The 13,811-nt window shown below is 63.4% G+C and carries 16 protein-coding genes; 10 read left to right on the top strand and 6 right to left on the bottom strand.

Annotation, left to right across the window (positions count from 1 at the left end; all coding sequences use genetic code 11):
• Nucleotides 1-14 precede the first annotated feature (14 nt).
• Nucleotides 15-1,406 (bottom strand): alginate export family protein, encoded by a 1,392-nt coding sequence (locus tag BFP95_RS21205; RefSeq protein ID WP_065876206.1) that lies wholly within the window; start codon nucleotides 1,404-1,406, stop codon nucleotides 15-17.
• Entirely contained in the window at nucleotides 1,403-2,299 is an 897-nt protein-coding gene (locus BFP95_RS21200; RefSeq protein ID WP_065876205.1) for a VOC family protein, read from the bottom strand. The genes BFP95_RS21205 and BFP95_RS21200 overlap by 4 nt, the downstream gene beginning before the upstream one ends.
• A gap of 140 nt (nucleotides 2,300-2,439) precedes the next feature.
• On the opposite strand from BFP95_RS21200, the gene BFP95_RS21195 reads away from it, so the two are divergent.
• Nucleotides 2,440-3,507 (top strand): NAD(P)-dependent alcohol dehydrogenase, encoded by a 1,068-nt coding sequence (locus tag BFP95_RS21195; protein WP_065876204.1) that lies wholly within the window; start codon nucleotides 2,440-2,442, stop codon nucleotides 3,505-3,507.
• Between the two features lie 159 nt (nucleotides 3,508-3,666).
• Here BFP95_RS21195 and BFP95_RS21190 read toward each other — a convergent pair whose 3' ends face one another.
• Entirely contained in the window at nucleotides 3,667-3,966 is a 300-nt protein-coding gene (locus tag BFP95_RS21190) for a hypothetical protein (RefSeq protein ID WP_065910654.1), read from the bottom strand.
• Between the two features lie 202 nt (nucleotides 3,967-4,168).
• Here BFP95_RS21190 and BFP95_RS21185 point away from each other — a divergent pair, with 202 nt between their 5' ends.
• From BFP95_RS21185 to BFP95_RS21175, 3 genes are read left to right on the top strand one after another with little or no spacing between them, the layout of a single operon-like run.
• Nucleotides 4,169-4,828, top strand: a complete 660-nt coding sequence (locus BFP95_RS21185; protein ID WP_175405991.1) for a TonB family protein — start codon at nucleotides 4,169-4,171, stop codon at nucleotides 4,826-4,828.
• Nucleotides 4,825-5,370 (top strand): RNA polymerase sigma factor, encoded by a 546-nt coding sequence (locus tag BFP95_RS21180; protein ID WP_065876202.1) that lies wholly within the window; start codon nucleotides 4,825-4,827, stop codon nucleotides 5,368-5,370. Before BFP95_RS21185 ends, BFP95_RS21180 begins: the two co-directional genes overlap by 4 nt.
• Before the next feature lie 37 nt (nucleotides 5,371-5,407).
• Entirely contained in the window at nucleotides 5,408-6,334 is a 927-nt protein-coding gene (locus BFP95_RS21175) for a FecR family protein (protein ID WP_065910653.1), read from the top strand.
• On the opposite strand, the gene BFP95_RS21170 is transcribed toward BFP95_RS21175, so the two are convergent.
• Complete coding sequence (locus tag BFP95_RS21170) at nucleotides 6,331-6,951, bottom strand: type II secretion system protein GspJ (RefSeq protein WP_065876200.1); 621 nt, start codon at nucleotides 6,949-6,951, stop codon at nucleotides 6,331-6,333. The genes BFP95_RS21175 and BFP95_RS21170 overlap by 4 nt on opposite strands.
• Nucleotides 6,948-7,400 (bottom strand): type II secretion system minor pseudopilin GspH, encoded by a 453-nt coding sequence (gspH, locus tag BFP95_RS21165; protein ID WP_049708808.1) that lies wholly within the window; start codon nucleotides 7,398-7,400, stop codon nucleotides 6,948-6,950. The genes BFP95_RS21170 and gspH overlap by 4 nt, the downstream gene beginning before the upstream one ends.
• A 93-nt stretch (nucleotides 7,401-7,493) precedes the next feature.
• Here gspH and BFP95_RS21160 point away from each other — a divergent pair, with 93 nt between their 5' ends.
• A complete protein-coding gene (locus BFP95_RS21160) occupies nucleotides 7,494-7,925 on the top strand; it encodes a type II secretion system protein N (protein WP_049708807.1) in 432 nt (143 codons plus the stop codon).
• Here the strand turns inward: BFP95_RS21160 and gspI are convergent.
• A complete protein-coding gene (gene gspI / locus BFP95_RS21155; protein ID WP_065876199.1) occupies nucleotides 7,912-8,277 on the bottom strand; it encodes a type II secretion system minor pseudopilin GspI in 366 nt (121 codons plus the stop codon). The genes BFP95_RS21160 and gspI overlap by 14 nt on opposite strands.
• A gap of 148 nt (nucleotides 8,278-8,425) precedes the next feature.
• Here gspI and gspG point away from each other — a divergent pair, with 148 nt between their 5' ends.
• Genes gspG through gspD form a run of 5 tightly spaced genes read left to right on the top strand, consistent with a single transcriptional unit; the run spans nucleotide 8,426 to nucleotide 13,610 of the window.
• Nucleotides 8,426-8,875 carry a type II secretion system major pseudopilin GspG gene (gspG, locus tag BFP95_RS21150; RefSeq protein ID WP_049708805.1) on the top strand — a complete coding sequence of 150 codons (450 nt, stop codon included), beginning with the start codon at nucleotides 8,426-8,428 and terminating at the stop codon, nucleotides 8,873-8,875.
• Between the two features lie 8 nt (nucleotides 8,876-8,883).
• Nucleotides 8,884-9,753, top strand: coding sequence for a type II secretion system minor pseudopilin GspK (gene gspK / locus BFP95_RS21145; protein ID WP_175405990.1), 870 nt, complete (start codon nucleotides 8,884-8,886; stop codon nucleotides 9,751-9,753).
• Nucleotides 9,750-10,808 carry a type II secretion system protein GspL gene (gene gspL / locus BFP95_RS21140; RefSeq protein ID WP_065876198.1) on the top strand — a complete coding sequence of 353 codons (1,059 nt, stop codon included), beginning with the start codon at nucleotides 9,750-9,752 and terminating at the stop codon, nucleotides 10,806-10,808. Before gspK ends, gspL begins: the two co-directional genes overlap by 4 nt.
• Nucleotides 10,801-11,313 (top strand): type II secretion system protein GspM, encoded by a 513-nt coding sequence (gspM, locus tag BFP95_RS21135; RefSeq protein ID WP_049708802.1) that lies wholly within the window; start codon nucleotides 10,801-10,803, stop codon nucleotides 11,311-11,313. The genes gspL and gspM overlap by 8 nt, the downstream gene beginning before the upstream one ends.
• Complete coding sequence (gspD, locus tag BFP95_RS21130) at nucleotides 11,310-13,610, top strand: type II secretion system secretin GspD (protein WP_065876197.1); 2,301 nt, start codon at nucleotides 11,310-11,312, stop codon at nucleotides 13,608-13,610. Before gspM ends, gspD begins: the two co-directional genes overlap by 4 nt.
• Nucleotides 13,611-13,811 lie beyond the last annotated feature (201 nt).

Below are 13,811 nucleotides of genomic sequence, written 5' to 3'. Positions count from 1 at the left end.
GTGCTTGCTTGGTGTTACCAACTGAACTTGAGCTCGACCCCCAGGTAATTGCTGTCATCACCGCCCGCATCGCGCAGGGTCTGGCCGACGTCGTAGTGCACGGCTTCGACGGCGCCGGTGAGGTTGGCGTTGAACACATAGTCAGTGCGCAGTTGTGCGTAGGCGCCGGTCCAGCGATCACCGCTGCCAGCGGTGCCGGCCACCGGCAGGTTGGGCTGGGTGTACACCGCATCGCTGGTGGTTTGCCGCCAGAGCAGGCCGATGGCGGTTTGCACGCTGAGCTTGTCGATCGGCTTGACGGTGATCGACGGCTTGAAGTGGATCAGGTTGCTGTAGCCCGTGTAGCCTGCGAGGGAAAAGTAGTAGCCGTTGGGAAACAGCGGGTTGAATGTGCCGACAGTGCCATCCCCGGTCTTGCGGTCGCCCGAGGCAATGTCCAATTGCAGGCCGAGGCGCGGCTTCCAGGCCAGGCTGTCAAAGGTGTAGCCCGTGCGACTGCCACCGGCCCAGGCGCGGATATCCTTGTTGCCCACCGAGCCACTTTGCAGCATCGCTTCGATGTCCCAGTCAAAGCCCATGGCCGCGCCGCCCAGGCGGGCGTCGAACAGGTGGCGGGTTTCGTCGCCGTCCGCGTCAAGGTAGTGCGCCGCGCTGCGTTCATACACGCCGTAGTAGGCCGACAGTTCGTTTTTACCGCCCACCAGCCGCTCGACCCGCACCATGTGGAAGCGTGCGTCACTATTGGATTTGTCGTCGAAGTGGCGCCCGTCCTGATACTGCACCGGCTGGCTGGCAATTCCGATAAAGCGCCAGTTCGACGTCTCCCAGTCCGCCCACAGCGCATCGAAGGATTGCCGCACGTTCGGGCCATCCCGCGATGAGATGAAGCGCTGCAAGTCGAAAGCGAAATCCTGGCGCCCGACACGTGCTTTCAGCGTGCCGCTGCTGAAGGCATTGACGTATTCGGCAAAGGCCAGGCGCAGGTCGACGCGGTTCTGGTCGGCGCCGCCGATCGTCGTCTTGTCATACGCGCGCACGTCTTCAAGCTGGGTGAACACCCGCCAGTTTTCGTTCAGGTGCAGGTCGGCATGCACCTGGAAGCGTTGGATCAGGTAGCGATCACGCTTCACATCGCGCACGCCAAAACCACTGGCATCGTTCATCTCGAAGCGCTCGCGCAACGTGGCGCCCAGGGACAAGTAGGTGAACGGGTTGGCAGCTGACAATGGGATGTACTTCAAATTGTCCAACGGCTGCGTGCGCAGCGCCGGGTTTTGCAGTACCGACCAGTCTTCCTGCCAGCGGTTGGCCTTGATGGTCGGGCGTGTCGCTTGCTCGTCGGCGTGGACGCCGCCGGCGAGCAGCGGCCACAGCACGGCCAGGCCCCAGCCTGTGCGACGCTTCATTTTGCCGCGTTGAGTTGGTGAATCTCCGCGACATAGCCGCCCGGGAACTCGACCAAAGCGCTGCGACGGCCTTTGCTGTCAAAGGCAGGCACCAGCACTGTGGCGCCGGAGCCAGTGGCCTTGCCCAGGGTCGCCGCCAGGTCAGCCACCTGATAGCCGGTGGTTTCATGGCCGAACGGGTAGGGCAGTTGACCGTTGGTGACCAGCACCGCCATGCGGCCGAACGGCGACTCGATGTCGACGCGGCGATAAGTGCCGCTGGCTTGACCGATATCCACGCCCGGTGCGTGCCTGTCATCGGCCAGGACTTTGCCGTGGGAGAAGCCCAGGAACGACTTGATAAAGCTGTCGGCACGGTCGGCGCTGAGGTACACGCGGTTTTCCGGCACGGTCTGGAACGCGGCGTAATCCGGGGTCTTGGTGTGCCAATAGAGCTGCATATTCACGCCGCCTGGCCACTGCACCACGGCGTCACGCCCGATCGGGTCGGGGAAGTCGCTGACGATCACCGCCGCACCGTTTTCCCGGGCGGCCTTGAGCGCTGCGTCCATGTCCTTGACCAGGTAACCGTTGCGCTCCTGGCCGAACGGGTGCGGGATCGGCGTGGTGAAGCCAAACAACGACACCGTGCCCGCCGGGGTCTGCAGCAATTGCGAGGTGGTGCTGCTCGGCACCGGCAGCACGTTCACCACCACCTGGGCCGTGCTTTTGCCGCCGAAGGTGGCCAGGAAACTCTGGGCAAAACGGTCGACATCGGCCGGCGCCACATAGACGTGGCTGGTGTCATATTGCGGGGCCACCGCTACCGCGGGTGTTGCCGCAAAGGCACTGCCCATCATGGCCCCGGCCAGCAACGTGACAGCCAGCGATACCGTCCTCACTTTTTTACACATGCCCACTCTCCAGCGTCTTGAGAAAGTCAGGAGCTTAGGGGCCGCGCAGTAACGCGGATTGTATGGACGTGCTCGGTTGAACGATTCAGCGTCTATGCGGGTCATCTGACTTCCAGCATCCGATCACACAGGTGAACGAAATGGCCAAGACTTACAGCTACGCCGCCCAGAACGCCAAGGATTCCCTCAAGCCCTTTACCTTCGAGCGCCGCTCGCCGGGGGCGGATGATGTACAGATCGACATTCTCTATTGCGGGGTCTGCCACTCCGACCTGCACACCGCGCGCAACGAATGGAATAACACCCTGTACCCCTCCGTACCCGGCCATGAAATCGTCGGCCGCGTCACGGCAGTAGGCGCCAATGTCAGCCAGTTCAACGTCGGTGATTTGGCGGGTGTCGGCTGCATGGTCGACAGCTGCCAGCACTGTGCGTCCTGTGCCGAGGGCGAGGAGCAGTACTGCGAGAGCGGCTTTACCGGCACCTACAACGGCCCGGTATTCGGCGGCGAAAACACCTTTGGCGGCTACTCCGACAGCATCGTGGTCAAGGAGAAGTTCGTGCTGCGCATCTCCCACGACGCTTCCAACCTGGCCGCCGTCGCGCCGCTGCTGTGCGCGGGCATCACCACCTATTCGCCGCTGCACCACTGGAAGGTTGGCCCCGGCAAGAAGGTCGGTGTAGTCGGTCTCGGTGGCCTGGGCCATATGGCGGTGAAGATCGCCCACGCCATGGGCGCGCACGTCACGCTGTTCACCACCTCACCCAACAAACGCGAAGACGGCCTGCGCCTGGGCGCAGACCAAGTGGTGGTATCGAAAAACCCGGACGAAATGGCCAAGGTCGCCAACAGCCTGGATTTCATCCTCAACACCGTCGCCGCACCGCACGACCTAGACGCCTTCCTCAACCTGCTCAAGCGCGACGGCACCATGACCCTGGTCGGTGCACCCGACAGCCCGCACCCGTCGCCCACCGTGTTCAACCTGATCTTCAAGCGCCGCAGCCTGGCCGGTTCGTTGATCGGTGGTATCCAGGAGACCCAGGACATGCTGGACTTCTGCGCTAAGCACGGGATTGTCTCGGACGTGGAAATGATCGATATCCAAGGCATCAACGAGGCGTATGAGCGGATGCTCAAGGGCGATGTGAAGTACCGGTTTGTGATTGATATGGACAGCTTGAAAAAGGAAAGCCACGCGGCTTGAGATACGCTGCAAGTCCAAACTGTGGGAGCGGCGGTTCGACGCTTCGACTTGCTCGCGAATGCAGAGTGTCAGTCACTGATGATTTGACTGATCCACCACATTCGCGAGCAAGCCCGCTCCCACATTTGTCACATGTGTACTCAGACAATTTCTAACGGCTCAAGGCCGCTGCGGCTTCACCGACGTACCAAACGTGTTGCCCATACGCACACTGGTCACCGCCGGAGTGGCTAGACCCACTTTATTGGGCTGCCGCTTTTCGACGGAAATGTTCTGTGCCTCCTGGTTCTTCTTCGCCGCCTGTGCCGCATTCGTGTCATTGCCCATCTGCTGGCTCAAACAACCGTAGTCGGGCGCCTTATACCCATCCACCGTGACCTCTGCGCAATTGTCGGCATGGGCACTCAAGGGCAGGGCGACGCACAGCAACAGGCTGACAAGGGACGGTAACACGTTCATTCAGGGCCTCCTGGCAGGCCCGGGAGGTGGGCCGTTATGGCTAGCAAGTCTAGTGCAGCAGGCCTTACGTCACTGTGATGTTTTTTTTGCTATCACCGTAACATCAGGTTCATAAACTGGCCTCAGGATGACGGTTTTCTAGGGCGCGTCGGCCGTGCAGCGATGCAGAGCAGGGGGTGAACAGGGAGTCTGGAGGCGCGTCATGTGCGCCCTGGTCTTGCTGTTGCTGCTGGCCGGTGGTCGTACGGCACTGGCAGCGTCACCCCTGCTGTCGTTGGACCTGCCGGCGCAGGACCTGGAGCACGCACTGCAAGCCTACAGCCGCGCCACCGGGATGGCGGTGCTGGTGGACCGCGAGTTGACGCGGGGCCGGCGCTCGATTGGGGTGCGCGGGCGCTTTACGGCGCAAGAGGCACTGGCGATGTTGCTGACAGGGAGTGGCCTGATGGCACGTTATGCACGCAACGATGCGTTTACCTTGCAGACACCGCAGGTCAGCCAGCCGCCGCCCACCCAGGGTGCGGCTGCACGCAGCGTCGCGCGGATCAACAACAGCTACGCGACGGCGTTGCAACACGCCATAGAAACCAGCCTGTGCCGTTCGCCGCTGACCCGGCCCGGTAGTTTTCGCGCGCTGGTGCAGGTATGGGTCAACCCGGACGGGGTGATTGAACACAGTCGGCTGGTCAGTTCCACCGGCGATGAACAACGCGATGAAGCACTGGTGCGCAGCCTGAGTGCGGCCCGGGTCGAACGCCCGGCGCCGAGCTCAATGCGCCAACCGGTGACTTTACTTTTGATGCCCGACACAACAGGAACGCGCATGGAATGCACAGTAGCGAAAGGAACCTGGGGCGGATGAAAAATACCGGGCACAGTCCGATGGTCAGCTTGTTCCTGGCCTCCTACGAAGACTTCAAGGTGCGTTTGCGCAAGCGCCTGGGCTCGGAGGACCTGGCCAACGACGTGCTGCACGAAACCTACCTGCGGGTCGACCGCATGGACGTGCCGCCGAACCTGCAACAACCCAACGCCTACCTGTACCGCATGGCCTTGAACATCGCCGCCGACCGCCGCCAGGCCGACGCGCGTCTGCTCACCGGCAGCGAAGTGGAGGAACTGTTGCAAAGCGCCGACGAAGCCCAGGACCCGTCGCGGGTGGTGGGTGGCCAGAAAGAAATCCAATCCTTGGTCAAGGCCCTCTACGAACTGCCGGCACGCCGCCGCAAGATCCTCATCGCCGCGCGACTGGAAGAAGCCCCGCACCTGGAAATTTCCCAGCGTTTCGGCATCTCCACGCGCATGGTCGAGAAGGAAATCAAGGCAGCCCTGGGCCACTGTGCCAAGCGCCTGGAAAGAAAAGTGATTCAGCGGTTCGGTCCCGGGGCCGGAAAACCGTCTTAGTGTCGAGTCCCTGATAAATCCGTGAGTACGTGCGCGCTTGAATATTTTTAGCCTCTCCACTGCCCGGCAATCCGCCGCCAGCCCCCTGCACGATGAAGCCCGCGACTGGCTGCTCCTGCTGACCTCGGGCCGCGCCACCGTGGCCGACGCCAAGGCCCTGCAGGCCTGGTGCGCGCAGAGCACGGAACATGCCCAAGCGTTCGAACAGGCCAAGGCGTTATGGCGCGACTTGGCCCCGGCCCTTGAACAGGTGTCGCAACCGCGCAGCTTTGGCCGTCGTGCCTTCCTGGGCGGTGCGATTGCTGCCTCGGCGGCCGTGGTGATGGTCCGTGCCGGCGTACCGGGCGGTTTCGCCGGACTCACGGCGGACTACCGCACCGAAGTCGGCGAGCAGCGCCAGGTGATGTTGAGCGAAGGAATAAGCCTGGAACTCAATACCCAGACGCGCATCAGCCGAGTGGGGCAGGGCATTGAATTGCTTGAGGGTGAAGTCGAGGTGCTCGCCCACATTGCGCAGCCGCTCAAGGTCCAGGCCGGCGAAGGCTGGGTCAGTGCGGCGCAGGCCCGCTTCAATGTGCGCAACACCGACCACAACGTGTGCGTGACCTGTATCGAGGGCTCGCTCATGGTGGACATCGCCGGGCGCAGCGTGCGCCTGGACGGTGGCCGGCAACTGACCTATGGCAACGTCGGGGTCAGCGAAGTGACCACGGTAGACACCCAGGCGGTGGTTGCCTGGCGTGAACAGGTCCTGGTGTTCAACAACGCCACGCTGGCGACGGTGGTGGATGAGATCAACCGCTATCGACCGGGGATGCTGGTGTTGCTGAACAGAGAACTCGGCCAACGCCGGGTGCAGGCGCGGTTCAGCTTGCAGCAGTTGGCAGGGGTGGCGTTGTTGATTCGCGATGCGTATGGGGCCAAATGTACGGAATTGCCGGGTGGAGTGGTGTTGTTGAGTTAGTTCAACGACCTCAACGGCCCCACCACCTGGCGATATTTTTCCACGCCTAGCGGCGTCTGCCGCACCAGGCTGATTTCCAGCCCCAGCGGGTCCTCGCGGCGATTACCACTCAACTGCCGCCATCCCTTATCCGCCTCCCACACCCGCACCTGCAAATCGCTCACGCCGGTCAACACCACCACGCCATCCTTCGCTGCCGGCAGCGGATAGCGGTCCCGCGCGGGCGCCGCTGCCCGATACAACGAGTCGCCTTTGAGCCACCAGCGAACCCGTTGCAGCCCGTCACCTGCCACCGGGGCGCTGCGGATCACGTCCAGGCGAAAGCCCTTGCTGTCGGAACTGCGCACCGTCACCGCAGCCAGCCCCTCTGTTTTAGCCGCCCCATCTTCCGGCGCGCTGGGGACGGCGAGTTCAACACTGGCCCGCAAGCTGATATCCCGCTGCATCTGATTCAACGCTCTCAGCAGCACCTCTGTTTGCTCGGTGCTCGCCTGCAAATGCTGATCAGCGCGGGTCACGCTGTCGAGGCCGCGCCAGGCGATCACGCTGACCAACGCCATCAGCATGATCGCCACCATCACTTCGATCAGGGTGAAGCCTTGCTGGGCGTTGTTCATGGCTGGTTCACCACGCGCATCAAGCCGGCGGCGTCGCGTTGCAGGCTGAGGCTGTGTTGCCCATCGGACAGCACCACCCGCAGCGGTGGGTTGATCCATTCGGCATTCAGCACCAGGGTTTGCCGGGGTTCGATGTTGATTTGCATTGGCGTGCTTTCCCATAGCCGTGGGCGCAGTTGGTCGTCGTTTTTAAACGTCTCGATACCTGTCCCATCATCCCTTTGACGATTGAAGCGAAAGCCCTTGGCATCGGCCCGCCAGGTGATGGGGCGGCCGTCGGCGTGGGCTTCGGCCTGGGCGACTTGCAGCAGTTGGCTCAGGCGCTCGGCGTCTTTGCGCAGCAGGTGCAGTGGGTCGGGTTTGATCGTGAGGCTGATGGCGGCGCTGGCGATGCCGATGATCACCAGCACGACCATCAGTTCGATCAGGGTGAAGCCTTGCTGTTTCATCGCGCGCTTCCTGGAAAACTGGGGAGTGTGTGAAATAAAAGCGTGCGAATTGACCTGTAGGCTGGTGCGACGGACAAACAGGAGGTCCACCCCATGGCATTTGCCCATCGTTTCACCCTGGCCCATGGCGTGCAGGCGCTGGGTGTGTTGGCCGCACTGGCTGGCCTGGCGGTCTGGACGCCGCTGCTGCTCACCAGTGCCGAATCCCATACGCCCCAAGCCACGCCCCAGGCATTGGCGGCGCGCAGCGATAACCCGGCGCTGCAATGGTTTTCCAATGCGCCGACGGCGCTGCAGGTAAAGGTTACCGGCGTGCTGGCGGGCGCCCGTGGTGCGGTGGCGATCCTCAGTCTGAATGACGGCCCGCCGCGCAGTTTTCTGTTGGGTGAGCGCCTCAGCCCCGGCGTGCGGCTGACGGCCATCGAAGGCGATGGTGTGGAGATAGAGCGCGGTGGCGAGAAACTACGCGTCAACCTCGACAAGCTGCCGCAGGGGCCTGCGTTGCCCATGCTCACTCGGCCATGACCTGGGTGTCCAGGCGGGCCAGGGGCGGCGCTTCGCGGCTGGCGTCGAGCACCTGCAGGTTGACCTGAAACAGGCGCCCATCGGCGTTGATGGTTTGCTCGCAGCGCAGTTTCAAGCGGCCCTGGTCGCACTCGAAGTTTTTCTTGCCGCTGCGCAGGTGCCCCTCCAGGCGCAACTCCGCCAGGCGACTTTGCGCCGCCAGCAACGCGATCGACTTGTCGCGCAACAAGCCGTTGCTCTGGGTCATCAGCCCGGCCACGCGCACGGCGGCGGCCATGGCCACGGCGATGATTGCCAGCGCCACCAGCACCTCGATCAGGGTAAAACCTTGCTCCTTGCGTCGGCCGTACATGGCGCTCTCAAAGCCGGGAAACAGGCCCGCAGACTAGCGCCGGCAGTTGACCGATTGGCGACCGAACCTCCCGAGGATTTTCAATACGACTGACATGTGTTCTTGCAACACTGCGCCACGAATTGCACTCAAGCCAAGGAATGTCGAGATGGATATCGCGCGCCTAACGTCCCCATTGCCAGGCCCTCGCGGGCAGCGTGGCTTCACGTTGATCGAGATCATGGTGGTGGTGGTCATCCTCGGGATCCTGGCCGCGATGGTGGTGCCCAAGGTCCTCGATCGGCCGGACCAGGCACGGGCCACCGCAGCGAAGCAGGACATCGGCGGGTTGATGCAGGCGTTGAAACTCTATCGCCTGGACCATGGCACTTATCCGAGCATGAACCAGGGTTTGAAAGTTCTGGTGGAACGCCCGGCGGATGCGAAGAACAACAACTGGCGCGCCTACCTGGAACGCCTGCCCAACGACCCTTGGGGCCACCCTTATCACTACCTCAACCCGGGCGCCAATGGCGAGGTGGACGTGTTCTCCCTCGGCGCCGACGGCCAGCCGGATGGTGACGGCGTGAATGCCGATATCGGCTCCTGGCAGTTGTAAGGCGCGCCATGAAACGGTATTCGCCCGCAGCGGCGAAGCAGCGCGGCATGGCGATTATCAGCGCGTTGCTGATCGCCGCGGTGGTGGCGGTACTGGCCGGCGCCATGCTCACGCGCCAGACCGTGTTCACCCGCAGCCTGGAAGCCGAGCAGTTGCGCATCCAGGGCCAATGGCTGTTGCAAGGTGGCCTTGAGCGCAGCCGGCAGATGCTCTGGGACGCGCGCCAAAAAGACGTGCTGACCCGCCTCGATCAACCCTGGGCCCGTGCCCAAGGTGGCGTGTTTGAGGGGCGGATTGTGGACGAGCAGGGCAAGTTCAACCTGCGTAACCTGGTCAATCGCCAGCAGGTGGACACCGAGCAGTTGCAGAGCTTCGAGCGGCTGTGTCGCCTGATCGGCGTCGACCCGGCGGTGAGTCGGCGTATCAGCCAGCGAGTGATCGCCTCTTATGTCCCCCCCGCCAAATACCCGATGCTGCGCAGCCTGGATGACTTGAGCGGGATCGAAGGTCTCGACCCTATCGTGTTGCAGCGCATGCAGGCGTATATCAGCGTGTTGCCGGGTCCTACCTGGGTCAACGGCAATACCGCCAGCGCCGAAGTGCTCAGCGCGGTGGTGCCACAGCTCAGCGTGTCCCAGGCCCATGGGCTGGTGGCCGAGCGTGACGGTGGGCACTGGTTTATCAACCGCGGGGATTTCGTCAACCGCCTGCGCTTGCCCCAAATCGAGGTGGATTCGGTGCAGGTGGGCATTACCAGTGAGTGGTTCCGCTTGCAGGGCCAGGCTCGCCGTGAACAGCGGCGCGTGACGATTGATGCGTTGTTGCATCGCCCCGAAGACCGCGAGCCACGGGTGATCTGGTCGCGGGTGGGTGTATGAAACGCTTGCGCATTGGCTTGCCGCCGCTGGATCAGCTGACCCTTGAGAGCCAGGTAAAATTTGCCTGGCTGGACCGTGGCGTGGTCATTGAAGAGGGCTACGCAAGCCTGGCGCAGTTGGGCAAGGCCCGCCAGGCCGTGGAGTGTTTCCTGCACCCGCGCGACAGCTTGCTCACCAGCCTGGAGCTGCCACCGTTGCCGGCCGCGAAAACGGCGGCCGCCGTAGCCTGCGCCGCGCAGGCGTTGATCCTGGGCCCGGTGGAACAGATGCAGGTGGCCCACGGCCCGCGTGAAAGCGATGGGCGCGTGCAGGTGGCTTGGGTGCCCAAGGCTGCTTTGGAGCGGTTGGCGCAGGTGCCACTCAAGCTGCGCGGCGTGTACCCGGCGCCCTATGCCTTGCCGGTGGGCACTGCGGCGCTGGACGAAGGTTATCTGTTGACGCGTGACAGCCTGCAACAAGGCGCGGTGCACCCGTTGGGCTTGCAGGCGCTGGGCGTGCAGCGGGTGGATGCGCAGCAACGTTGGAGTGGGCCAGTGCCCACATGGGGGTTGCACGGTCGCCTGCGCCAACCCTCGACTGCCGGATGGGGCAGGGCGCTGGCGTGTGTGGCGCTGGCGACGGCCATCTGGACCGTTGGGCTCAACCTGTACGCCGCGCGCCAAGTGGATGAAGGTCAGCGACTCAAGGCCTTGATGAGCCAGCAGGTGCGCCAGGCGTTTCCCGAATTGCCGGTGGTGCTCAACCCCTTGCAACAGGCCCGTCAGCAATTGGCTGCGCGACAGACCGGCGCGGCCGCAGACCCAGGGCAACGCTTCACCAGCCTCCTGCAACTGGCGGGCAGCAGCCTGCCGTTCATGGTCGGCAGCGTCGACAACCTGACCTTTGAACAAGGCCGCTTGCACGTGGAATTACTCGCCGACAGTCGTAACCCGACGGCTGAGGGTGAATGGCAGGCGGCGTTGGCCCAGGCCGGCTTTACGGCCACCCGCGATGACCATGCCTGGACCATTGGCCCGGCGCCGGCAGCGGAAAAGCCAGGGGCCAGCGATGAATAAAGTACAGCGACTGCGCAGCCAGGCCCAGGTGTTCTGGCGCGGCCTGGCCCTGCGCGAAAAACGCATGCTCGGCGGCGCCGGCCTGGTCCTGGCGAGCCTGCTGACCTGGCTGGTACTGGTGCAGCCCGCGTTGAAGAAGATCGACTACTGGCAGGCCGAAACCCCCAAGTTACGTGCCCAGGCCGCCGCTTTGCAGGTGTTGTTGCAGGACGTCGCTGCGCCTCGCCAGGGCGATGAAACCGCGTTGCGCCAAGCCCTCGATGGCGCCGGCCTGCAAGGTCATTACCAGTTGCAGGCGCTGGAACCCGGCGGCTGGCGCCTGACCTTCGACAACGCCCCGGCCGATGCGGTGGTGGGGTGGCTGCTGGGCAATGCCCGCGCGTTTTCTCTGGAGGTGTCCGAGGCGCGTTTGCAGCGCACCCTCGACACCGTCGATAACTCGGCCGGCACTGTGTCCGGGACCGTTCGCATGGATCAGGCGCTTGGCGCTAAGGAAGCTTCATGAAGTGGTCAGTCCCCCCTTTTCGCATGGTCGCGCCGCTGCTGGTGCTGGCCCTGAGTGCGTGCAGCAGTCAGTCAACCACGCCATTGCTGGTGGACAGTGAACTTGGCCAACCCTTGGCCGACACCCGCCGCAGCGGTGAGACGGTGTTGGATCGCCAACGTGAACCCGCATCCCAACCGCCCGTCCAGCATCGGGTTACCAACAGCGCTCGCAGCCACGCCCCGGCGGTGGTCAAGGCCCGCAACCCACTGGGCGACCAGCCGGTGCAGCTGAACTTTGTCGACGCCGATATCCAGGCGGTAGTGCGCGCGCTGTCCCGTGCGACCGGCCAGCAGTTCCTGGTCGACCCACGTGTAAAGGGCAACCTCACCCTGGTCAGCGAAGGCCAGGTGCCGGCGCATCAGGCCTACGACATGCTATTGGCGGCGCTGCGCATGCAGGGCTTCAGCGTGGTCGATGTGGGCGGCGTCGCCCAAGTGGTGCCCGAGGCCGATGCCAAGTTACTCGGCGGGCCGATCTACACGGCCGGCAGCAGCGGCATGCAAACCCGCACCTTCCGTCTGCAATATGAAAACGCGGTGAACCTGATCCCTGTGCTGCGCCCCATCGTGTCGCCGAACAACCCGATCAATGCCTACCCCGGCAACAACAGCATTGTCATCACCGACTACGCGGAAAACCTCGCGCGTGTCGCGCAGATCATTAACGGCATCGACACCCCCAGCGCCATCGACACCGACGTGGTGAAGGTGCAGAACGGCATTGCCGTGGACATCGCCGCCATGGTCGCCGAGCTGCTGGAAACCCAGGGCGCCGACCAGACCCAGAAGATCAACGTGATCGGTGACCCGCGCTCCAACTCGATCATCATCCGCTCCGGCAGCCCGGAGCGTACCGAGCTGGCGCGCAACCTGATCTACAAACTCGACAATGCACAAAGTAACCCCAGCAACATGCACGTGGTGTACCTGCGCAACGCCCAGGCGGGCAAGCTGGCGCAGTCGCTGCGCGGGTTGCTCACCGGTGAAAGCGACTCCGGCGTCAGTGACGATGCCCGTGGCAAGCTCAGCGCCATGGGCGGCAATGGCAAGAACACCGAAGGTGCGAGTAACGCGCAAAACAGCAGCGGCACACCCACTGGCAGTGGTGTGCAGTCGGGCTATGGCCAAACGGCCGGTTCGACCAGCAGCACCGCTAATGGCGGCATCTCCGGCGATGCAGACAGCGCGTTCAGCGCCGGCGGCGTGACCATCCAGGCGGACGCCACCACCAACACCTTGCTGATCTCCGCGCCGGACCCGCTGTACCGCAACCTGCGCGAAGTGATCGACATGCTCGACCAGCGCCGCGCCCAGGTGGTGATCGAAAGCCTGATCGTGGAAGTGAACGAGGACGACGCCACTGAGTTTGGCGTGCAATGGCAGGCCGGTAACCTGGCGGGCAAGGGCGCTTTTGGTGGCGTGAATCTCGGCGGCAGCGGCGTGATTGGCACGCCCACCAGCCCGACCAGTATTGATGTGCTGCCCAAAGGCCTGAATATCGGGTTGGTCAACGGTACTGTGGATATCCCCGGCATTGGCAAGGTGCTCGACCTCAAGGTGTTGGCCCGCGCATTGAAGAGCAAGGGCGGCACCAATGTGCTGTCCACGCCGAACCTGCTGACCCTGGATAACGAAGCCGCGAGCATTTTTGTGGGCCAGACCATTCCGTTTGTCACCGGCAGTTATGTGACCGGGGGTGGGGGCACCAGCAACAACCCGTTCCAAACCGTGCAGCGTGAAGAGGTGGGGCTCAAGTTGAATGTACGGCCGCAGATTTCCGAGGGCGGCACGGTGAAGCTGGATATTTACCAGGAAGTCAGCACCGTGGATGAGCGGGCTTCGGTGACGGCGGGGACGGTGACCAATAAGCGCGCGATCGATACCAGTATTTTGTTGGATGACGGGCAGATCATGGTGCTCGGCGGGTTGCTGCAGGATGGGTATAGCCAGAGCAATGATGCGGTGCCGTGGTTGTCGGATATTCCGGGGTTGGGGGCGTTGTTTCGCAATGAGAAACGCAGTGTGAACAAGACCAACCTGATGGTGTTTTTGCGGCCTTACATTATTCGGGACAGTGGGGCGGGGCGCAGTATTACGTTGAACCGGTATGAGTTTATGCGCCGGGCGCAGGGGGGGGGGCAGCCGGAGCATAGTTGGGCGATGCCGGATGTGCAGGCGCCGCAGTTGCCTTCGGTGGAGAAGGCGATTCCTGGGCAGCAGGGGCCTCGGGCGGTGATTCGGGCGGTGCCTAAGTGAGTGTACATATCCGTTGCTGCGGTCACGGCCGCTTAGGGTTCCGCTCTTACAGCGGGTCACTTTTGGCAAACGCCCCAAAAGTAACCAAAAGGTCTTCGCCCCACCACTCGGCACCTCGCCTAGGCTCGGTGTGCCCTCACTCCGGCTTTGGAGCGTGGGCCGCCGCGCTGGGCCATCCTTGGCCCAGCGCGGGTAACCCGG

Source organism: Pseudomonas sp. 58 R 12 (assembly GCF_900005865.1).
Lineage (GTDB): Bacteria > Pseudomonadota > Gammaproteobacteria > Pseudomonadales > Pseudomonadaceae > Aquipseudomonas > Aquipseudomonas tritici.
This window is presented reverse-complemented; position numbering and strand designations above follow the sequence as displayed.